At 68.8% G+C, this 21001-nt stretch carries 18 protein-coding genes; 6 read left to right on the forward strand and 12 right to left on the reverse strand.

Features of this window, described 5'->3' with window-relative positions; genetic code table 11:
* The first annotated feature begins 230 nt into the window (after nucleotides 1-230).
* Nucleotides 231-1658 carry an aminotransferase-like domain-containing protein gene (locus tag DS837_RS15940; RefSeq protein ID WP_170295876.1) on the forward strand — a complete coding sequence of 476 codons (1428 nt, stop codon included), beginning with the start codon at nucleotides 231-233 and terminating at the stop codon, nucleotides 1656-1658.
* Nucleotides 1659-1803: 145 nt separating this feature from the next.
* On the opposite strand, the gene DS837_RS15945 is transcribed toward DS837_RS15940, so the two are convergent.
* Nucleotides 1804-2760, reverse strand: a complete 957-nt coding sequence (locus DS837_RS15945; protein ID WP_149165656.1) for a GlxA family transcriptional regulator — start codon at nucleotides 2758-2760, stop codon at nucleotides 1804-1806.
* A 121-nt stretch (nucleotides 2761-2881) separates the two neighbouring features.
* On the opposite strand from DS837_RS15945, the gene DS837_RS15950 reads away from it, so the two are divergent.
* On the forward strand, nucleotides 2882-3691 hold the full coding sequence (locus tag DS837_RS15950; protein ID WP_149165657.1) for an SDR family NAD(P)-dependent oxidoreductase: 810 nt from the start codon (nucleotides 2882-2884) through the stop codon (nucleotides 3689-3691).
* Between the two features lie 58 nt (nucleotides 3692-3749).
* Here DS837_RS15950 and DS837_RS15955 read toward each other — a convergent pair whose 3' ends face one another.
* The 6 genes from DS837_RS15955 to DS837_RS15980 form a co-directional block, all read right to left on the reverse strand.
* Entirely contained in the window at nucleotides 3750-4424 is a 675-nt protein-coding gene (locus DS837_RS15955) for a GntR family transcriptional regulator (protein WP_149165658.1), read from the reverse strand.
* Between the two features lie 119 nt (nucleotides 4425-4543).
* Complete coding sequence (locus DS837_RS15960) at nucleotides 4544-5827, reverse strand: TRAP transporter large permease (RefSeq protein WP_149165659.1); 1284 nt, start codon at nucleotides 5825-5827, stop codon at nucleotides 4544-4546.
* Nucleotides 5824-6402, reverse strand: a complete 579-nt coding sequence (locus DS837_RS15965) for a TRAP transporter small permease (RefSeq protein WP_149165660.1) — start codon at nucleotides 6400-6402, stop codon at nucleotides 5824-5826. The genes DS837_RS15960 and DS837_RS15965 overlap by 4 nt, the downstream gene beginning before the upstream one ends.
* Before the next feature lie 32 nt (nucleotides 6403-6434).
* Nucleotides 6435-7616, reverse strand: coding sequence for a mandelate racemase/muconate lactonizing enzyme family protein (locus tag DS837_RS15970; RefSeq protein WP_149165661.1), 1182 nt, complete (start codon nucleotides 7614-7616; stop codon nucleotides 6435-6437).
* An 87-nt stretch (nucleotides 7617-7703) separates the two neighbouring features.
* Nucleotides 7704-8723 carry a TRAP transporter substrate-binding protein gene (locus DS837_RS15975; RefSeq protein WP_149165662.1) on the reverse strand — a complete coding sequence of 340 codons (1020 nt, stop codon included), beginning with the start codon at nucleotides 8721-8723 and terminating at the stop codon, nucleotides 7704-7706.
* 271 nt (nucleotides 8724-8994) lie between these two features.
* Entirely contained in the window at nucleotides 8995-10038 is a 1044-nt protein-coding gene (locus tag DS837_RS15980) for a patatin-like phospholipase family protein (protein WP_149165663.1), read from the reverse strand.
* Between the two features lie 407 nt (nucleotides 10039-10445).
* Between DS837_RS15980 and DS837_RS15985 the strand changes: the two genes are divergently transcribed.
* From DS837_RS15985 to DS837_RS16000, 4 genes are all read left to right on the forward strand, one after another.
* The gene (locus DS837_RS15985; RefSeq protein WP_211102259.1) at nucleotides 10446-12653 is read left to right on the forward strand and encodes a heavy metal translocating P-type ATPase; all 2208 of its coding nucleotides are present in this window, start codon (nucleotides 10446-10448) and stop codon (nucleotides 12651-12653) included.
* A complete protein-coding gene (lspA, locus tag DS837_RS15990) occupies nucleotides 12650-13153 on the forward strand; it encodes a signal peptidase II (RefSeq protein WP_149165664.1) in 504 nt (167 codons plus the stop codon). Before DS837_RS15985 ends, lspA begins: the two co-directional genes overlap by 4 nt.
* A 39-nt stretch (nucleotides 13154-13192) precedes the next feature.
* Nucleotides 13193-13843 (forward strand): DsbA family protein, encoded by a 651-nt coding sequence (locus DS837_RS15995; RefSeq protein ID WP_149165665.1) that lies wholly within the window; start codon nucleotides 13193-13195, stop codon nucleotides 13841-13843.
* Between the two features lie 63 nt (nucleotides 13844-13906).
* Nucleotides 13907-14878, forward strand: coding sequence for a cation diffusion facilitator family transporter (locus tag DS837_RS16000; protein ID WP_247889960.1), 972 nt, complete (start codon nucleotides 13907-13909; stop codon nucleotides 14876-14878).
* Nucleotides 14879-14883: 5 nt separating this feature from the next.
* Here the strand turns inward: DS837_RS16000 and DS837_RS16005 are convergent, their stop codons facing one another.
* The 5 genes from DS837_RS16005 to DS837_RS16025 all read right to left on the reverse strand — a co-directional run bounded on the left by DS837_RS16005 (nucleotide 14884) and on the right by DS837_RS16025 (nucleotide 20944).
* Entirely contained in the window at nucleotides 14884-15768 is an 885-nt protein-coding gene (locus tag DS837_RS16005) for an IclR family transcriptional regulator (RefSeq protein WP_170295877.1), read from the reverse strand.
* An 85-nt stretch (nucleotides 15769-15853) separates the two neighbouring features.
* Nucleotides 15854-16774: a dihydrodipicolinate synthase family protein gene (locus DS837_RS16010; protein WP_040136810.1), complete on the reverse strand. Its 921-nt coding sequence runs from the start codon at nucleotides 16772-16774 to the stop codon at nucleotides 15854-15856.
* 49 nt (nucleotides 16775-16823) lie between these two features.
* Nucleotides 16824-18608: an ABC transporter permease subunit gene (locus tag DS837_RS16015; protein WP_149165667.1), complete on the reverse strand. Its 1785-nt coding sequence runs from the start codon at nucleotides 18606-18608 to the stop codon at nucleotides 16824-16826.
* Between the two features lies 1 nt (nucleotide 18609).
* On the reverse strand, nucleotides 18610-19743 hold the full coding sequence (locus DS837_RS16020) for an ABC transporter ATP-binding protein (RefSeq protein ID WP_149165668.1): 1134 nt from the start codon (nucleotides 19741-19743) through the stop codon (nucleotides 18610-18612).
* 118 nt (nucleotides 19744-19861) lie between these two features.
* Nucleotides 19862-20944, reverse strand: a complete 1083-nt coding sequence (locus DS837_RS16025) for an ABC transporter substrate-binding protein (RefSeq protein WP_149165669.1) — start codon at nucleotides 20942-20944, stop codon at nucleotides 19862-19864.
* Nucleotides 20945-21001 lie beyond the last annotated feature (57 nt).

The following is a 21001-nucleotide window of genomic DNA, read 5'->3' on the forward strand; positions in this document are numbered from 1 at the left end:
GCAGAAACGCATATCACCCTCCTTGATGAGCATCCAATGTGAGAGGCTGTCCTACAGCCGTATGTAAGCCTGTCATACTGTACGGCGTACAGTCAATGTCCGTATTGCAAAAAATTGCCGATACCGCCATACACTTGATGCGACCACGCGCGGCAATGTATGGTGAGGCCCGAACATCGACGCCCCTGCGCTCAGGCGACAGGGGGCGATAAGCCATCATGGGAAGGACAATGGCACTGAACAGCCGCGACCGGCGGAGCGGCGTCGATGCGCGCGCGCTCGCAACGCTGAAGGCCACGATGGCCGAACTCGACCGCGACAGCCCGATCTACGTGCGCATCGCCACCGCCCTGACGGCGCAGGTCGCCAGCGGGCAACTGTCCCCCGGACAGCCGCTGCCGTCGCACCGCGAACTGGCGCGCTCCCTGGACGTCAACCTGACGACCATCACCAAGGCCTTCAACCTGTTGAAGAAGCGCGGCGTGATCTCGGCGGAGGCGGGACGGGGCACGGCGGTGCGCGGACGGGACCTGAACCACGCCGCCCCGTCCTACGATCAGCCGCGCCTGCCCCCGGCCATCGACCTGTCGGTCCACAAGCTGAACGTGCCGGGCTATCAGGAGTTCATCGGCAGCCTCCTGCGCAAGATCGCCAGCCACCCCGACGATCTTGCGCGGCTGCAGGAGTATCATTCGGCCTTCGGGAGCAACCACAACCGCCGTCTGGCGGTGGAGTGGCTGCTGTCCTGGGGGGTCAGCGCCACGCCCAACCAAGTCGCGGTGACCGCCGGCGCCCAGCACGCGATCCTGGTGGTTCTGGCCAGCGTGCTGACCGCCGGCGATTCGATCCTGGTGCCGCGTCTGGTCTATCAGGGCGTGAAGGCCGCCGCCCAGGTGCTGGGGCTCGGCCTGATCCCCGTCGACACGGACGAGCACGGGATGATTCCCGACAGCCTCGCCCGGCTGGTCGGCAACCCGCGGGTCAAGGCCATCTTCCTGGTGCCGACGCTGGCCAACCCGACCACCGTCACCATGCCTCTGGACCGGCGTCAGGCCATCGTGGACATCGCCCGCCGCAACTCCCTGCTGATCGTCGAGGACGACCTGTTCCGGCCGCTGGCCTCGAACCGGCTTCCCAGCCTGTGGTCACTCTATCCGGAAGGGTGTTTCCACATCTCGTCCCTGTCCAAGGTGATCGCCCCCGGCAACCGCTGCGGGTTCGTGGCCTTTCCGGAACGGTACGGGGCGGCGATCGCCTCGGCGCTTCGCGGCAGCATCTGGATGACCGACGTGATCTCGCTCACGCTGGTGCAGAGCCTGCTGGAGCAGAAGAAGCACCTGGAGTTCGTCGGCACGCTGCGCCAGCAGCTGACGACGCGCCACAGCCTGGCGCTGAACCATTTCGGCGGCGCTCTGGCGAAGAGCGATCCGGAAAGCCTGTTCCTGTGGCTGGATCTCGACTCGGCCCAAGATTCCACGGCCGTTGCGGAAACACTCTATGAGCGGGGTATCGGCGTGGTGTCGTCGGATGTCTTCATGATCGGCAAGACCAAGCCGAGCAACGGCATCCGCATCTACAAAGGCTCGGCCCGCAGCGACACCGAATGGGACATCGCCCTCTCCCTGATCGCGACGCTGTTGCGCAAACCGGAGCAATGAGCCGATCGACGCTGTAGGGGGCGGCCATCCGGGCAGCGGTGCGCGTCCGACCCACTGACGGGGCGGGCAATCCGGACGCCACGAGGCTGCGGACCATGATGCCCGTCGGGGATCGCACTGCGGCTTCCGGCCGATCCGATGCCGGTCAAGTGGGCGCCCCGGTGGATCGCGCCTCCAGCCTTGCGGCTCGCCGCATCGCTTGGGGCGGCTGGCCGAAGGCGCGCAGAAAGGCGCGCCGCATGCGCTCCGGATCGGCGAAGCCGCTCTCGCGGGCGACGATCTCGACCGGATGCCGCGTCTGCTCCAGCATCAGCCGCGCGCTTTCCAGCCGCAACTGCTCCACCGCCTTGGCCGGGGACTGCCCGGTCTCGGTGCGGAAGGCGCGGCTGAACTGGCGCGGGCTCAAGGCGGCGGCTCCCGCCAGTTCCTCCACAGACAGCGGATTCTTCAGGTTCTGCCGCGCGTAGGTCAGCGCCGCCTCGATGCGGTCGGACTTCGCCGCCATCTCCAGCAGTTCCGAATGCTGGGTCTGGCCGCCGCCGCGGCGATGGTACATCACCAGCTTGCGGGCGACCGACCGTGCGATGTCGCTGCCGAGGTCCTTCTCCACCATCGCCAGAGCCAGATCGACGCCCGCCGTCATGCCGGCGGAACTCCAGACCGGCCCGTCGATGATGAAGATGCGGTCCTCCTCGACCCGGATGGCCGGAAACCGCGTCCCCAACTCGCGCGCCAGCAGCCAATGGGTGGTGGCGCGCCGCCCGTTCAGCACACCGGATTCGGCGAGCACGAACGCGCCGGTGCAGATCGCGCCCAGGCGCCGCACGGCGGGCAGACGGCCGGCGATCCAGGCGCGCAGCCCGTCGCTCGGCCGGGGCACCTCCACACCGCCGCCCACCAGCACCGTGTCGAAATCCTGTCCGGCAAAGGACACGCTGTCCACCGCCATCCCGGTGGAACTGCGCACCGCCCCTCCATGCTCCGAGACGGTGACCAGTTCATAGATCTGTTCGCCCGCACAGATGTTGGCGAACTCGAACACCGAACCCGCGGCCAGGCTCATCATCTGGAAGCCCGGGTAGATGACGAAACCGATGCGCATGGTGGATTCCCCTCGCGTCCTGAAACGAGGGATATACGACATTCAGGTCAAGCGCCAGACGTTCTAAACATGGCCTCACGCCGGGCGGCAATGACGCGGCCCGCAGACAGGACACAGACCCATGAGCCTTTCTCCTCTCGGCACCGCGCTCGTCACCGGCGCGTCCTCCGGCATCGGCGCGGTCTACGCCAACCGCCTGGCCGACCGTGGCCACGACCTGATCCTGGTGGCCCGCAACCGCGGTAAGCTCGCCGGTCTCGCGGCGCGGATCGCCGACCGCACCGGCCGCTCCGTCGAGGTCTTCGCCGCCGATCTGGGCGACAAGACCGACCGGCGCGCGGTGGAGAACATGCTGGCGTCCGACGCCAGCATCACCATGCTGGTCAACAATGCCGGGGTCGGCGCGACGGCCCCGCTGCTCTCGGCCGACGTCGATGCCATGGAGCGGATGATCGACCTCGACGTGACGGCGCTGATGCGGCTGACCTACGCGGCCGCGCCGGCCTTCGTGGCGCGCGGACGCGGCACCATCGTCAACATCGCCTCCATCGTGGCGATCGGGCCGGAAATCCTCAACGGCGTCTATGGCGGGGCCAAGGCCTTCGTCCTGGCGCTGACCCAATCGCTGCACCACGAGCTGGCGGACAAGGGCTTGCGGGTCCAGGCGGTTCTGCCCGGCGCCACGGCCACCGATTTCTGGGGCACCGCCGGCACGCCGGTGGAGCATCTGCCAGGCGAAATCGTCATGCCCGCCGACGCCATGGTCGATGCGGCGCTGGCCGGGCTCGACGCGGGCGAACTGGTGACCATCCCGGCCCTGCCGGATGCCGCCCAGTGGCACGCCTATGAGGCCGCCCGTCAGGCGATGCTGCCCAACCTCTCCCGCAGCGAACCCGCCGCGCGCTACCACGTGGCACCGTTCTCCGCCTGAACCTCCGCCGCCGCGATGCGGTGCTGGGGTTCGGCGCGGCGGGCATCGGCGCCACCGCCTATGCGCGGTCCTCCATGGCCTTCAAGGTGCGGTCGCGGGTGGCGATCAGGTGGTCGCGCATCGCCGCCGCCGCCGCCTCGGCGTCCTTGGCGCGCAGCGCCTTGCAGATGGCTATGTGCTCCTCCAGCGAGGGGTCGAAGGCGTTCGGCACCTTTTCGATCACCGCGTTCCGGCACCAGGCCACCGAATCCCGCAGCGTCGCCATGATGCGGGCCAGCCGCTGGTTGGGGCAGTGGGCCAGCACGAAGTCGTGGATGACCTCGTCCACCTCCTGCAGGCGGGCCTGCCGTTCCTCCTCCGGGCCGGGACGGCCGGCGGCGATGTAGGCTTCGGTCATCGCCTCCACCTCCGCCTCCGGGGCGTGGGGGGTGGCCAGCTCCGTCACCAGCGGCTCCAGGGCGATGCGGAGCTGGAACACCTCCATCAGGGCGTTGCGGTCGATTTCCGCCACGAAGATGCCGCGCCGCGGGTAGATGTGGACCAGCCCGTCCGCCTCCAGCCGCTTGGCGGCGTCGCGCAGCGGCGTGATGCTGATGTTCCACAGCGCCTTGTACTGGTCCAGCATCAGCCGCGACCCCGGCGCCAGCCGGCCGGAGATGATCTCGCTCCGCAGCCGGTCGGTGACCTGCTCGCCGATGGAGGCCGTGTCGAGGGGACCGTTGCCGTCCAGCATGGATGACCGTTCCTCAGTGAATCGCCGCAGACGGAGGCGCCGCGTCAAGTCCGACATTTTAGCACCGCGCTTCCCCCGCCTTCAAACCCGGCTTCAAATCCTTGGGGCATCGGAGTCCGTCACCGCGCCGTGAACCAGGCCAGCGGCGCCATCACCAGCTCCGGGAACAGCACCAGCAGGAACAGCACGGCGGTCTGCGCCAGCAGGAACGGGCCGACGCCCTTCATCAGGTTCGACATCGACATGCGCCCGACGCCGCAGACCACGTTCAGAACCGTGCCGACCGGCGGGGTGATCAGGCCGATGGCGTTGTTCATGATGAAGAGGACACCGAAATAGACCGGGTCGATGCCCGCCTGGCGGATGATCGGCATCAGCACGGGGACCATCAGCAGGATGGTCGGCGCGAAGTCCAGCGCGGTGCCGACGATCAGAACGATGACCATCAGCGCGATCATCAGCAGAAGCCGGTTGTCCATTACCGGAGCCAACAGCTCGGCGAGCTGGGCCGGGATGTTGGACGCGGTGATCAGCCAGGCGGAGATGCCCGCCGCCGCCACCAGGAACATCACCACCGCCGTCGTCTTCGCCGCGGACAGCATCAGCCCATAGAGGTCGGCGATCTTCAGCTCGCGGTAGATGACCAGCCCGACGAACATGGCGTAGACCGCGGCGACCACCGCCGCCTCGGTCGGCGTGAAGACGCCGGTCTTCAACCCGCCGATGATGACCACCGGAAGCAGCATCGCCCAGAAGGCGTCGGCGGTCAGCCGCAGCCGCTCGCGCAGCGGCACCTTGGGGGGCGTGGTCAGGATCTCGCGCCGGGCCAGCCACCACCAGGTGATCAGCAGCGCCACGCCCATCATGATTCCCGGCACGATGCCGGCGAGGAACAGCTTGGTGATGGAGACCTGCCCGGCGACGCCGTACAGGATCATGCCGATCGACGGCGGGATGATCGGCGCGATGATGCCGCCCGCCGCGATCAGCCCGCCGGAGCGGTGGATGTCGTAGCCCGCCTGCCGCATCATCGGCAGCAGGATGGAGGCGAGCGCCGCCGTGTCCGCCACCGCCGAGCCGGACAGTGAGGCCATGAGGATCGCCGCGAACACGGCGACGAAGCCCAGCCCGCCGCGCAGGTGGCCGACCCAGGCCATCGCCATGGCGATGATGCGCCGCGACATGCCGCCGGCGTTCATGAACTCGCCGGCCAGCATGAAGAAGGGCACGGCCAGCAGCGGAAAGCTGTTGGCGCCGTCCCACATGTTCTGCACGACGATCTGGGAGTCGAGCATCCCCATGAAGGCCATCAAAGCGAGGCCGGAGACGATCAGCGCGAAGGCGACGGGCAGCCCCAGGGCCATCGCGCCCAGCAGACTGCCGACGAAGATGAAGATGGTCACGGCGCCGTTTCCTTCAGCGTGTTTGGGCTTGCGAGCGGACCTGGGCCTTTCAGCCGATTCGGGTCCACCTCGCCCATGCCCTCCTCCTCGACCTGGATCAGCTCGTCGTCGCCGACCTTGCCGAGCGCCAGCCGGACGAGGTTCACGATGCACATCAGCCCGATCACCCCGCCGGTCAGGTAGGTGACGCCGAAGACCCAGATCATCGACAGGCCGGTCACCGGGGCGTGGTTCGTCGCGTTCAGATCGTGCTGGAGCAGCGTGCCCTGGACGATGACCGCGCAGCAGATCAGCATGATGACCTGATTGATCGCCCAGCAGACCCTCTTGCCGGCGCGCGGCAGCAGGCGGACCAGGGCGTCGACGCCGAAATGCGCGCCCTCACGGAAGCCGATCACGGCGCCGATGAAGGTCATCCACACGAACAGGAAGCGGGGAAGCTCCTCCGACACGTCGATGCCGCTGTTGAAGACGGCGCGCAGCACGACGTTGCCGAACACCATGACCAGCATCGCGGCGATGCACACCACCAGGATGCCGTCGAGGATTCGGAAGAAGAGGGTGCCGTTCCACATCACGGATCTCCGGCGGGGCGTCTCCAACCCGGTCACGCGCTGCGCGACCGCACGGTGTAGCGGGCGAGCTGGTCGGGATCGACCTCCACGCCCAGGCCCGGCCCACCGGGCACGGCGAGGCACCCGTCCGCCAGCGTGAAGTTGTCGATCAGCAGATCGTCGCGCAGCGGGTTGTGGGTGCGGTCGAACTCCACCATCGGCTCGTTCTGCAGCGGCACGCCGAGCGCCGTGTAGGGAACCAGCGGCGCCGTCGCCAACGCCTGGAGCGCTGCGGCCAGGGCGATGCCGGACCCCCAGATGTGCGGAACGGTCATCACGCCGTGGGCGGTGGTCAGCGCCAGGATCTTCTGCCATTCGGTGAAGCCGCCGGCGCAGCACAGGTCCGGCTGGGCGATGTCGATGCAGCCCCCGGCCACCAATTCCCGGAAGCCGTAGCGGGTGTATTCGCACTCGCCGCCCGCGATGGGCACGTCGATGGAATCGCGCACGCGGCGGTAGCCCTCGCGGTCCTCCGGCGGCACCGGCTCCTCGAACCAGCGGACGTCGAACTGTTCCAACGCCCGCCCGATCCTGACGGCGCCCGCCGTGTTGTAGGCGTGGTTGGCGTCGACCATGATCAGGGTGTCCGGCCCCAGCACGTCGCGCACCAGCGCCACCCGCTCGATGTCCTGGGCGATCGGCAGCAGGCCGATCTTGATCTTGATCGCCGGCAGCCCGGCCTCGCGGTAGCGCTGCGCCTCCTCGGCCAGTGCCGCCATCATGCGCGGCGTGTCGCGGAAATAGTCCGGGTAGTAGCAGCCGGTGCCGTAGGCCGCGACCTTGTCGCGGAAGGCGCCGCCCATCAGCGCGTGCACCGGCCGGTTCAGCGACTTGCCCCACAGGTCCCACAGCGCGATGTCGATGGCGCTCAGCGCCTCGATGTAGGTGCCCTTCTGGCCGAAGTCGCGGCAGAAGGAATAGAGATCCTCGAAGACGCGCACCGGCTGGTCGGCGCTTCGGCCGATCAGCCGGGGAGCCAGCACGTCGATGATGCAGCTTTCCGGCGGCTCCGCCGGGCCGTACTGCCCGCCCTCGCCCCAGCCGACCAGACCGTCGTCGGTGGTGATGCGGACCAGCAGGCTGTTGCGCTCCGGGAAAGCCGCCTGGGAGGAATAGAAGGTCTTCGCGTTCAGCGGAGTCTTCAGGATGAACGTGTCGATCTTTTTGATGAGCATCGGGGTTCCCATGGGGAGATCGGGCGTCGGACGGGCGCATGGCCCCACGGGCGGACTCACGGCCGCCCGTGGGCCAGGGGGGATGCGTTACGGGTTGGCCTTGCGGAGCTGGTCGAGTTCGGACTGCAGCAGGGTCATCGTGTCGGTGCCGATGGTCGCGGCGTGCTTCTCGTAGACCGGCGCCACCTTCTGAAGCATGCGCTTGCGCTCCTCGGCGGACAGCTCGTTGACCTGCATGCCGAGTTCCTTCAGGCGGGCGAGCGACGTCTCCGACTGCTCGCGATTCACCCGGCGCTCCTCGGTGCGGGCCACCGCGGCGCAGGACTGGAGCACGTCACGCTCGGCGGAGGACAGGTCGTCCCAGATCTTCTTGGAGAACAGGATCACCGCCGGCGTGTAGGCGTGGTTGGTGACCGACAGGTACTTCTGCGCCTCGTAGAACTTGCCGGTCTCGATGTTGGCGTAGGGGTTCTCCTGCCCGTCGACCGCGCGGGTCTCCAGCGCCGTGAACAGCTCGCTGAAGGCCATCGGGACGGCGTTGGCGCCCAGCGTGGAGAAGGTGTCCATGAACACCGGATTCTGCATCACGCGGATCTTGGTGCCGCCCAGATCCTCCCATTTCTGGATGGGCCGACGGGAGTTGGTCAGATTGCGGAACCCGTTCTCCCAATAAGCCAGATTGACCAGCCCGACACCCAGGAGCTTCTCGGACAGCTGCTGGCCGACGGCGCCGTCGAGGATGCGGTCGGCCTCCTTCTCGTTCTCGAACAGGAAGGGCAGGTCGAAGACGCCCATGGCCGGCACCAGCGAGGCGAGCGGCGAGGTGGAGGCCACCACCATGTCCAGCGAGCCGCCGCGCACATGCTGCACGGCTTGCACATCGCTGCCCAGCGAGGCGTTCCAGAAGCTCTGGATCTTCATCTTCCCGCCGGACTTCTCGGCCGCGCAGGCGGTCAGCGCCGAAACCCCGCTGGCGAAGGGGTGATCCTGCGCGACGGCGGCCGAGAGGCGCATGGCGCGCTCCGCGGTCTGCGCCTTGGCCGGGACACCGGCGAACAGCGCCGCCACGGCGACCGTCAGGACGATGGAGAGTTTATCGACGTTCATAGGGGCGCTCCTCCGATCCGCATTTTCCAGGGCACCGGTTCTGTGCCGGTCCCGAAAGGTTGATGACGCGCACAATGCCTGATGCATCAGGCATTAGCAAGGTCGTTCGCATGCGAAATCGAACCGCTGGATTACCGGCGGTGGGCGTGATCGGTGCGGCGGCACGAACAAGGCAACGTACGAAGAGCGGGAGCGCCGATGTGGTGTGAGGATGATCAAGGCAGGAGGAGGTCGGCGTCCTCCTGTGGCACGGTGCCGTTCCGTTCCGGCGTCAGGGCGCCGCACCATCCTCCGCCGCGGCGAGCGCCGCCTTCCAGGCCACGGCGGCGTACCGGAAGCGGTGAGCATCCTGACTGGCGCCGTCCAGCAGGGCCAAGCCGCTGTCCATGTCCCGCCGTCCGGCGGCCCAGCGGTCCGCGATGGACGATGGCGAGAAATCGAATCCCTTGGCCGCAAGCTCGTGGCTCGCCGCCTGATAGGCCATGTGGATCAGCGTGGCGGAGGCTCCCATCGGTTCGATCCTCTCGCGCAGTTCGAACTCCCGCCGCAGCGCCTGCACGCTCCGGCGGGCGTGGCTGGCGAACAGCAGGTCGTTGGTGCGCTCCAGGACGGCGTCCAGCGAGGCGGGGCGGGCGCTGCGCAGGCTGAAAAGCTCGACCGCGAAGCAGACCATGTCCCGGTCGAGCGGTTCGGTGAAGGGCAGATCGAGCGGCAGATTGTTGGTGTAGCCGGGATCGCAGAACAGGCGGCCACCGATCTCCATCGGCGGAAAGGCCGGGGTGATGGCGGCGCTCGCCATGATGTGCTCGGGCCGGATCTCGTCCCGGCTGTTGTCGAAATAAACCTCGTCTCCGGTTTCGATGTCGACGCAGCCGGCGGAAAAGCGGACCTCGGCGCGGTTGAGCAGGTCGAAGTCGATCAGGCGCTCAAGAGTGTCCCGCAACGGCGACTGATCGTAGAGCGCCACGTCGTTGGGCACCCAGGGGAGCACCGACCACAAGCCGGGGAAGCGGTGCCGGAAGATGCTCGGCCGTCCGAAGAGCGTGGCCATGACGGCATGGGCGCCGTTGTAGACCTGCCGGGCTTTGGCAGGGCTGTGGGGCAGCAGCCCGGAGGTGTGGAGGGTCGCCTCCCGCCAGAACTGGTGAAGGCGTTCGAGGCGCCGCTCGGGAGGATTCCCGGCCAGGATCGCTCCGGTGATCGCGCCGATGGAGGCGCCGATGATCCAGTCCGGCTGAACGCCGCGGCTGTGCAAGTGTTCGTAGGCTCCGGCGTGGTAGGCGCCGAGCGCGTTGCCGCCGCCCAGCACGAGCACGATCCGAGGGCGTTCATGGGACGGGCGGGATGACAGAGCGTCGACGGCATTCGGTCCTGAACCGGAAACCGCGGATCGAGACATCGGCATCATCCTTCCGTTGGCCGTTCGCATTCATCGGCATCTCGCACTTGCGAAATGGCCGCTCCGACAACGTCCAGCAAGCCCTGAGCCTCTTTCCCTTCGGGATTTCATGGAATGAGCCGCGCCGGGTTTGCCGGCGACTGGCCCGCGTGCTTGAGGATTGGCGCGGTCCCGCCGTCAGAGCGCCGATGGACAAATCCTGCTTCAGCAACCTGAAAAACCCTCTTGACCCTGTAGTGACTCCAGGGTTCAGGATGGCGCACGACAGGCCGCCGCGTGTTCGTCCCCACCGCGGCCCCTCATATCGCCGGTCGGAGTGGATCATGCAGGACGAGACGATGGAGGCCGCTCCGCCAGTCACCGGGCAGGCCTTGCGCTACAAGGTGGCGGGGATGGATTGCCCGAGTTGCGTCGGCAAGATCGAAACCGCGTTGCGGCGTCTGCCGGGGGCGTCCGGAGTCGGGCTCAACCACCATTCGCAGATTTTGCGGCTGACGCTGGACGAGGCGGCGACGCCGCGCGCGACGGTCGAGGCGACGATCCGCGGGCTTGGGTTCGGGGTGGAGCCCGCCGACACGATCCATGTCGCCGAAAGCGGTGCGGCGTTCGACACCGCCATCGGGACGGAACCGCCCTGGTGGCAGACCGGCCGGGGCCGGATCGTCATCCTGATCGGACTGCTGGTCGGGGGCGGCTCCCTGTTGTCCTGGCTGGCGCCGGCCGTGGCGGATTATGCGCCGATGCCCGCCGCGCTGGTCGGGCTGGCCGTTTTCGGGCGCCGCGCCGTCCGGCTCGCCCGCTCCGGCTCGCCCTTCAGCATCGAGATGCTGATGTCGGTGGCGACCCTGGGCGCGCTCGTCATCGGGGAGACGGAGGAGGCCGCGGTGGTCGTCCTTCTCTTCGCCATCGGCGAGCTGCTGGAGGGTGTCGCCGCCGGAACCGCCCGGTCGGGCATCCGGGCGCTGTCGGCGCTGGTCCCGCGGACCGCGCTGCTGATCGAGGGGGAGAGCGCCCGCGCGGTGCCGGTGGAGCGGCTGGAGGTCGGGCAGCTCGTTCTTGTCCGGCCCGGCGACCGCGTGTCCGCCGACGGCGTGGTGGAGGAGGGCGAGTCCGACATCGACGAATCCCCGGTGACCGGCGAGTCCGTGCCGGTCGCCAAATCCGTGGGCTCCCCGGTCTTCGCCGGCGGCATCAATGCCACCGGGGTCCTGCGCGTCCGCGTCACCCGCAAGGCGTCGGACAACACCATCGCCCGCATCGTCCAACTCGTCGAAGAGGCGCAGGCCGCCAAGTCTCCCACCGCGCGCTGGATCGAGCGGTTCAGCGCCCGCTACACGCCCGCCGTCATCGCGGTGTCGGTCCTGACCGTCCTGGTGCCGCCGCTCGGCTTCGGCGGGGACTGGCACAGCTGGATCTACCGCGGTCTGGCGCTGCTGCTGATCGGCTGTCCCTGCGCGCTGGTCCTGTCCACCCCGGCCGCCATCGCTTCCGGGATCGCCGCGGGCGCCCGGCGCGGTCTGCTCATCAAGGGTAGCGCCGCGCTGGAGGCGATCGGCAAGGTGCGGACCATCGCCTTCGACAAGACCGGCACGCTGACCCTGGGGCAGCCGCGCGTCACCGACATCGTTCCGCTCGACGGGACCGAGCGCACGCTGCTCGGCCTCGCCGCCACCGTCGAGAACGGCTCCGCCCACCCGCTGGCCCGCGCCATCCTGGAGCGCGCGGCGGCGGATGGCGTGCCGCTGCGCCCGGCCCGCGACCGCAAGGCCGTTCCGGGGCGGGCGGTGCAGGCCGTGGTCGGCGGGCGCCTGATCGAGGTTGGTTCCCCCCGTCACGCCGTCGAGCGGGGCAGCGCCGGAGCCTTGCCCGCCGACACCGTCGCCGCCTTCGAGGAGGAGGGCAAGACGGTCGCCGCAGTCCTGGCGGACGGACGGCCCATCGGCCTTCTGGCGCTCCGCGACGAGCCGCGGCCCGACGCCGCCCAGGGGATCGCCGCCCTGCGCGGGCTTGGCGTGCGCAGCGTCATGCTGACCGGCGACAACCGCCGCACCGGTCAGGCGGTCGCCCGGACGCTGGGCCTTGAGGTCGAGGCCGAACTGCTGCCGGAGGACAAGCTGCGCGCGATCGCCGGCCTGAAGGGGCAGGGGACGGTCGCGATGATCGGCGACGGCATCAACGACGGCCCGGCCCTCGCCGCCGCCGACGTCGGCATCGCCATGGGCGGCGGCACCGACGTCGCGCTGGAGACCGCCGACGCCGCCCTGCTGGGCAACCGGGTCGAAGGGGTGGCCGAACTGGTCACCTTGTCGCGGGCGACTTTGGCGAACATTCATCAGAACGTCGCCTTCGCCCTCGGCCTGAAGGCGGTTTTCCTGGTGACGACCCTGTTCGGCATCACCGACCTGTGGCTGGCCATCCTGGCGGACACCGGGGCCACCATCATCGTCACGCTCAACGCGCTGCGCCTGCTTCGCCGCAAGGGCGGACACCTCCCGGCTTCGCAGCCGGTCTTTGGAAGGAAGGAATCATGAAGACGACATGGACGGCTCCGTCCGCCGGCCTGAGACTGGCGGGTGCCATCGGCGCCATCGTTCTGGTCCTCGACCAGTTCACCAAATGGGCGGCGCTGGAGCATCTCCTGGCGCCGCCGCGGCTGATCGAGGTGGCGCCCTTCCTGAATCTGGTGCTCGGTTTCAACACCGGCGTCAGCTTCGGGCTTCTGGAGAACGACAGCGCCTACGGACCCTGGCTGCTTTCCGGGGCCGCGCTGCTCGTCGTCGCGGTTCTGGTGGTGTGGGCGGCCCGCTCGGACAGCCGCGCCGAGGCGGCGAGCTTCGGCGCGATCGCGGGCGGTGCGGTGGGCAACGTTATGGATCGCCTGCGCCAGGGCGCCGTCACCGACTTCATCGACCTCCATGCCTTCGGGTGGCACTGGCCGACCTTCAACGTCGCCGACATCGGGATCACCGGCGGCGTCGGGCTGCTGCTGGTCTCCGGGCTGTGGCCGCGACAGACCGGCAAGCAGTCCTGAGCGCAAGCTTCACTGGTGGACATCGAGGAGAAAACGACAATGACCGCCCATCCATTCAACCGCCGCCAAGCGGTGGCGCTGCTCGGCGCCATCGGCCTGTTGGGCGGCGCGCCCATGGCCCTGGCGCAATCCCCGGCCACCGCACCAGCTCCGGCGGTCCCCGCGACGGCGACGACTCCGCGCGTCCTGGGCAGCCCCGACGCTCCGGTGGAGGTCGTCGAATACGCGTCCCTCACCTGCCACCACTGCGCCACCTTCCACAACGAGGTGTTGCCCCAGGTGAAGAAGGAGCTGATCGACACCGGCAAGATCCGCATCGTCTACCGGGATTTCCCGCTGGACCGGGCGGCTCTCGATGCCGCCGTCCTGGCCCGCTGCGTGCCGCCCGGACGGTACTTCGCCATCCTGCCGGTGCTGTTCGCCAAGCAGGACGACTGGTCCCACGCCAAGGACCCGCGCGAAAGCCTGACCCGCTACGGCCTGCTGGCCGGCTTGCCGAAGGAGACCTACCAGGCGTGCCTGGACGATCAGGTCCTCGGCGACGCCATCCTCCAGTCGCGCCTGGACGGTGCGGAGAAGCACCAGATCGATTCGACCCCGTCCTTCGTGATCGACGGCAAGACGCACAAGGGGGTGCTGAGCTACGAGGCGTTCCTGAACGTCGTGCGGCCGCTCCTCCCGCCCTCCTGATGACCCGGCGCACCGCCCGCTTCAACGGTTCCACGGACTGACACACGGCATCGGACTGAACACATGGCACATCATCACGGTCATGGTCACGATCAGGGGCACGATCACACGCACGGCCACGGCCACGGGCATGGCGAAGCGGGCCACAGCCACGACATGCCGACGGTGACCGAACGCAGCGAGCGCAAGGTCTTCTGGGTGATGCTGCTGACCGGCGGCTTCATGCTGGCCGAGGTGGTGGGCGGCATCGTTTCCGGCTCGCTGGCGCTGCTCGCCGACGCCGGGCACATGCTGACCGACTTCGCGGCGCTGGCGCTCGCCTGGTTCGCCTTTCGCCTCGGCCGTCGTCCGGCCGACCCGCTGCGCTCCTACGGCTACCACCGCTTCCAGGTGGTGGCCGCCTACACCAACGGGATCAGCCTGTTCGCCATCGCGCTGTGGATCGTCGTCGAGGCGGTGGGACGCCTCTTCGATCCGGTCGAGGTGATGGGACCCCAGATGCTGGTCATCGCCACGCTGGGGCTGCTGGTCAACATCCTCGCCTTCTGGATCCTGAGCCGTGGCGGGAACGGGAACCTCAACGTCCGCGGGGCCGCCGTCCATGTTCTCGGCGACCTTCTCGGCTCGGTCGGCGCCATCGCCGCCGCTCTGATCATCCTGTGGACCGGCTGGATGCCGATCGACCCGATCCTGTCGGTGGTGGTCGCCCTGCTCATCCTGCGCAGCGCCTGGAGGATCACCAAGGAGGCCGGGCACATCCTCCTCGAAGGCACCCCGCCGGGCATCGACGCGGCCAGCGTCGGCGCCGCCCTGGGCGAGGTCGCCGGGGTGTCGGACGTCCACCATGTCCATGTCTGGTCGCTCAACACGGAGCGTCTCCTGCTGACCCTGCACGCGGTCGTCGAGGACGGCGCCGACCGGAACCGGGTGCTGCGCGACGTCAACCGGGTTCTGGAGGAACGGTTCGGCATCCGGCACGCCACGGTGCAGCTGGAGCACGGCGGCTGCGCCCACGCCGACCAGGGGCATCGGTAACGCGGCTACCGCGGATAGCCGGCGAACTTGTTGACGGAGATCGAGGTCGCCGCCACCTGCACGTGCCGGGCGAGTTCCTGCTCGGCCGTCTCCGGCGTCCAGCGGGTGGTGGGGACGGAGATGTTCAGGCCGGCGACCGCGTGCCCATGCTCGTCGGTGATGGCGGCGGCGACCGAGATGTCGCCCATCACCGTCTCGTTGGTCACCACGGCGTAGCCTTTTTCCGCCGCCTCCTGCACGCGGGCGCGCAGCCGGCCGGGGTCGTTCACGGTGAAGGGGGTGAGCGGGCGAAGGTCGGTGCGGGCCAGGATTTCCTCCCGCTCCTCCTCCGAGAGGCGCGACAGGATGGCGGTGCCCGAGGCGGTGAAGTAGGCGGGCAGCCGGCTGCCGACCATGATGTCGATGTTCACCAGATGCCGGCCGGGAAAACGGGCGACGAAGACGATCTCGTGGCCGTCCAGCTCCTGAAGGTTGGCGGTCTCGCCGACGCTGCGGCTGATGTCCAGCAGGTAGGGTGACGCCTTCTCGATCAGTTCGTTCGCCCGCAGGTAGTTGTAGGAGAATTGCAGCAGCTTCGGGCTGAGCGCGTAGTTGCGCGTGCCGTGGACGCGCCGCAGATAGCCCAGCGTCTCCAGCGTGTAGACCAGGCGCTGGGCGGCGCTGCGGTCCAGCCCCGCCGCCCTGGCGATCTCGGACAGCGGCATCTGCCGGTGCGGGCCGTCGAAGGCGTGCAGGATCTGGAAGGTCTTTTCGGTCGAGCCGACGAACAGCGACGACGCGCGCGGGTCGGCCTTCGGCTTCACGGCCGGCGCGGTGTCGGTCTGTTGGGCGTCGCCGCCCGCCGTGCCGTCCGCCATGCCGCCCGTCCTGGTGGTCTTTCCGGCCTTCATGGGTGCTCGTCCTCGCGTCGTCGGCATGGTTCGCCTACGCATAGCATCCGGCGCGCCGGATGCCACGCGCAAGCGTTGCCACCGGTCAGGCCACCGCGGCCGCCGGCAGCCCTTCATAGGTGGTCAGAAGGCGCGACAGTTCGCTTTTCAGCGCCTCGCGCAGCTCCGGCCGCGGCTCGCGCAGCGGCGGCAGCATCGCCGGGGCGTTCACGCCGATGAGGCCCATCACCGACTTCATCGGGCCGGGGTTGGTCTCGGCGAAGGCGAGGTTCATCATCGGGATGAGGGTGCGGTGGACCTCCAGCGCCTCGGCGGTCTTGCCGGACGAGGCGAGGTCGAAGACCAGGCGCCAGGCGCGCGGCAGAAGGTTGGCCGTGACCACGATGCCGCCCTTGGCCCCGGCGGCCACATGCAGCGGGAACAGCGTGTCCTCGCCGCTCAGCATGGCGAAGGACGGGTCCAGTCCGGCCATCGTGCGCAGGAAGTGGTACATATCGGTGTTGCAGGCCTTCATGCCGACGATCCGCTCGTGGCGCGACAGCTCGTGCAGGACCTCCGGATCGACGGCGATGCGGGTGCGGTAGGGGATCTCGTAGATCAGGATCGGCACCGGCGACTCGTCGGCGTAGCGCAGGAAGTAGTCGCGGATGCCGGCCTGGGTCGGGTTGGTGTAGTAGGGCGTCAGGACCAGCAGGCCGTCCACGCCGGCCGCCGCGAAGTCGCGGCCCGCGGCCAGGGCGTCGTGATAGCCGGTGTCGAGGACGCCGGCGATGACCGGCTTCTTGCCCGCCATCGCCTCGACCGTCAGCGCGGCGAAGCGGTTGCGCTCGGCGCGCGCCAGCGCGCCGTACTCGCCGGTGCCGCCCAGCGGAACCACCCCGTCGATCCCCTGGCGGTTCAGCCAGGAGAACAGCGCCTTCGAGGCCGCCACGTCGATGGTGCCGTCGGCGGTCACCGGCGTCGGGGTGGCGGGCAGAATGCCGCGGAGTTTGGTGGCGTCGAGCATGATGTATCCTTGGAAGTGCGAAGAGGTGGAGCGTCGGTTCCGGTGCGGATCAGGAGGCCAGGCTGCGCCGGCGCAGCCGGTCCGCGGCGTAGATCAGCACCGCGACGAAGACGAGGAGACCGGTCGACACCGCCGCGATGACGGGGGAGACCTGCAGCGTCACCTCGTCCCAGAACTGCTTGGGCAGGGTGGCGCTGAGACCGCCCGACGAGAACAGCGAGATGGTCAGCTCGTCGAAGGAGGTGGCGAAGGCGAACAGGAAGGACGACAGCATGCCGGCCCCCAGGATCGGGAAGGTGACGTGGCGCAGCGCGGCCAGCGGGCGGGCGCCCAGGCTCTGCGCCGCGAGGTCGAGCCGGGTGTCGTAGTTGCGCAGCACCGCCGTCATCGTCATCACCACATAGGGGACGGCGACGACCGTGTGGCCGATCACCAGACCCAGGATGGTGCCGACCAGTCCCATCTGGGCGAACAGGTAGAACATGCCGACGGCGATGATCATGCGCGGCACGATCACCGGCGACAGGATGAAGGCCAGCATCGCGCCCTTGCCCCGCATGCGGCTGCGCACCATCAGGAAGGCCGCCGGCACGCCGATCGCCATCGACAGCAGGCCGGTGCCGAAGGCCACCACCAGCGAACGGGTCAGCGCCTGCATCCACAGCGGCGACTGGAACAGCTGCTCGTACCATTGCAGCGAGAAGCCGGTGGGCGGCCAGGCCAGACCGGCCTCGCCGAAGGACAGCGGGACCATCAGGAAGGCCGGCAGGCTGATCAGCACCAGCATCGTCCACACCAGCGTCCGCAGGCCGGCGGACGGCATCTCGCCGGTGCCGCGCGGGCGGCGGCGCGGGAAGAGGCCGATGAGCGCATCGCTCGCCGCACCCAGCAGACCGAGCACCCGGCCGCCCAGCCGCCGCATGGCGGTGTCGCGGTTGTGCGCGGCCCCGGCGGTCTCGCCGGTCAGCGTCGCGAAGCCGAAGACGCGGTCGTAGAGCACGAACACCGCCAGCACCACCGTCAGCAGCAGCACCGAGATGGCGCCGGCGAGGCCCCAGTTCAGCGTCTGCTGGATCTGGTCGATGATGAGCTGGGTGATCATCGTCTCGCGCCGCCCGCCGAGCAGGGCCGGCACGATGAAGAAGCCGATGGCCGTCACGAAGACCATGATCGCCGCGGCGGCGACGCCGGGCAGCGACAGCGGGAAGTAGACGGTCCAGAAGGCGGTGCCGGGGCGCGCGCCGAGCGTGCTGGCGGCGCGCGGCAGGGTGCGGTCGATGTTCTCCATCACCGCCAGCATGGTCATCACCGCCAGCGGCAGCATGGCGTGCACCATGCCGACCAGAACCGAGCCGAAGCCGTAGAGCAGGTCAATCGGCCGGTCGATGATGCCCAGCGACATCAGCGTGCCGTTGATGACGCCGTTGCGGCCGAGGATGATGACCCAGGCGAAGGCGCGCACCAGGAAGCTGGTCCAGAAGGCCAGCAGCACCCAGAAGATCAGGCGGCTCTTCGCCGGCCCCTTGGTGACGGAGATCAGGTAGGCGATGGGGTAGGCCCCGGCCACCGCGACCAGCGTCGTCGCCAGCGAGATCTTCAGCGTGATCCACAGCACGGTGACGTAGAGGCTGGACGAGAAGAGCTGCTGGTAGGGCGCCAGCGTGAAGCCCTGGCCGTTGTAGACGCTGAGCGCCAGGAGCTGGCCGACCGGGAAGACCAGGAAGACGGTGAGGAGCAGGACGATGGGGGCGCCCATCAGCACCGGCTTGCGCCAGGCCGGCGGGGCGCCGCGCCGTGGAGCGGCGTGGGTCATGGTCATGATCTGGTCGCTCATGTCAGGCCGCCTTGGCCGTGGTTGCGGGCATGGCGGCCGGGCCGCGGTCCGCGATCACCACGGCGTCGCGGCTGTCCCAGGACAGCCCCAGCACGTCGTCGATGCGGATCGCCTCGGCCTCGTTGCGGGTGGCGAAGGCGGCGACCAGCGGCGGCAGGGCGTCGTCGAGCGGCTGCATGTAGACCTTGGTCAGGCTGCCGGTGACCATCACGTCGGACACCCGGCCCATCACGCCCGAAGCACTGTTGTCCGACGGACGGGCGATGGTCAGGTTCTGCGGGCGCACCATCACCCGCACCGGGGTGCCCGGCGGCAGGTCCTGGCCGTTGGCCAGCGCGCGGCCCGGAATACCGGTGCTGCCAAGCCGGATCTCCGCCTCGTCGCCCATCCGCGGCCCCAGCGAGGCCGGCAGCAGGTTGGACTCGCCGAGGAAGTCGGCGACGAACAGCGTGCGCGGGCGGAAATAGAGGTCGGCCGGCGTGCCCAGCTGCTCGATGCGGCCGGCGTTCATCAGGCAGATGCGATCGGACATCGTCATCGCCTCTTCCTGGTCGTGGGTGACGTAGACGACCGTGGTGCCCAGCTCGCGGTGCAGATGCTTGATCTCGAGCTGCATGTGCTCGCGCAGCTTTTTGTCGAGGGCGCCCAGCGGCTCGTCCATCAGGATGATCGACGGCTTGTAGACCATGCAGCGGGCCAGCGCGACGCGCTGCTGCTGGCCGCCCGACAGCTCGCGCGGGTAGCGCCCGGCGATGTGCGGCAGATGGACCATCTCCAGCGCCTCGCGGGCGCGCTTCTTCGCCTCGGCTTCCGGGATCTTCCGCATCCTCAGCGGGAAGGCGATGTTCTCGGCGATCGTCATGTGCGGGAACAGGGCGTAGTTCTGGAAGACCACGCCGATGTCGCGCTCGTAGGGTGGGGCGTAGGTCACGTCCTGCGCGCCGATGCGCACGATTCCTTCGTCGGGCGGAACCAGCCCGGCGAGCAGACTGAGCAGCGTCGTCTTGCCCGAGCCCGACGGGCCGAGCAGGGTCAGGAATTCACCGTCGGCGACCACGAGATCCGTGGGGGCGAGCGCCACGAAATCGCCGTAGCGCTTGGCGAGGCCCTGGACGGTTAGGCTGGACGACGACATGGCAGGTCTCCTCGCGTCGAAAAGAAAGTGGGGAAAAATGCGGGAGCCCCGCGACCGGTCCCGTCCTGCGGGCGGGTCCGGTCGCGGGTCCTCAGTCGGGACGTGACGTCCCGTCGCCTCAGCTCAGCAGCCAGGCGTTGTAGCGCTCGAGCGCCTTCTGCTGGTTGTCCAGCCAGAACTGCGCGTTGATCTTGACGCCCTTCTCGATGTTCGCCGGGAAGGTCGGGCAGTTGGGGGCGACCGCCGGATCGATGTGCTTGAAGGCGTCGGGCATGGTGACGCCGGCCGGGAAGTACTTCACCAGCTCGGCCTGCCGCTTCGGGTCGCAGGTGAACTTGATGAACTGGCGGCAGGCGTCGGCGTTCGGGGTGCCGGCCAGGATGGCCCAGTTGTCGAGGCCCCAGATGTTCTGGTCCCAGACGATGCCGACCGGAGCGCCGGCGGCGATCGCCGCCTGCGGGCGCGACACCCAGGTCGGGACGAGATCGACCTCGCCGGAGATCAGCATCTGCTCGACCTGCGCGCCGCTGGTCCAGAAGATCGGAATGTCCTTCTTGATTCGGTCCAGCGCCTTGAAGGCGCGGTCGAAGTCGCAGGGATAGACCTCGCCGGTGGGCACGCCGTCGGCCATCAGCGCCTGCTCGATGGTGTCGAAGGGATGCTTGCGCAGGGCGCGGCGGCCGGAGACTCCGGCGACGTCGTAGAAATCCTTCCAGGAGGCCGGCGCCTTGCGGCCCTTGAAGGCGTCGGTGCGGTAGGCCAGCACGGTGGTGTAGACGTTGGTGCCGACGCCGTACTCCGACATGTACTGCTTGGGAATGCCGGCGACCGCCGGATCGTTCTCCAGCCCGTGCTTCTCCAGCATCGGCTTGTCGCCGCTCGTCAGCATGAGGATGGCCGGTTCGCTGATCTTGGCCATGTCCCAGGTGTAGGACTTCGCCTCGACCATCGAGCGGATCTGGGCGGTCGGCTCGGCGTTGGCCTGGACGCCGACGACCTCGATGCCGGTCGCCGCGGTGAAGGGCTTGTAGAAGACCTCGCCGTAGGCCTTGGTGTAGATGCCGCCGTCGTCGCGCACGACGATGCGCTTGTTCTGCGCGCGGGCCGGGCTCCAGATCGCCGGCATGGCGAGCGCCGCGGTGCCGGCGGCGCCGGCTTTCAGCAGGGTGCGGCGGGACCAGCCGGATTGACGTGTGCTCATGTCGGAACTCCTCAGGATGGGCCGGGACGGCGGATGGGCGGGGGAGGATGGAAAAAA

Source organism: Azospirillum brasilense (assembly GCF_008365405.1).
In the GTDB taxonomy this organism is placed as follows: domain Bacteria; phylum Pseudomonadota; class Alphaproteobacteria; order Azospirillales; family Azospirillaceae; genus Azospirillum; species Azospirillum brasilense_D.